Here is a 282-nt window from a genome sequence, read left to right on the forward strand (position 1 = left end):
GTGCATGGCGCGGCGCGCGAGGTGCTGGAGCGCTCGGCACTTCTGGTCGACCGGGAACTGGCTTCGGTCACCGACAATCCCGCCGTGTCCGGTACGCCCGAAGACCCGCTGGTGTTTTCGCAGGCGCATGCGGTGGCGCCCGCGCTCGGCCAGACCGCCGACGGTTTGACGATCGCGCTGGCGCAGGTCGCGGCAATGAGCGAGCGCCGCATCGATCGCCTGGTCAATCCGCTTGTCAACACTCTGGCGGCGCTCCTCGCCGCCGAAGGCAGCTGCAATTCG

Annotated in this window: 1 protein-coding gene; it reads left to right on the top strand. The window is 69.1% G+C overall.

Going from position 1 to position 282, the window contains the following annotated elements:
- On the top strand, positions 1–282 hold a 282-nt coding region (locus EN807_RS35010; RefSeq protein ID WP_189522722.1), incomplete at both ends, for an aromatic amino acid lyase.

Source organism: Mesorhizobium sp. M5C.F.Ca.ET.164.01.1.1 (genome assembly GCF_004792125.1).
GTDB classification, from domain to species: Bacteria; Pseudomonadota; Alphaproteobacteria; order Rhizobiales; family Rhizobiaceae; genus Mesorhizobium; species Mesorhizobium wenxiniae.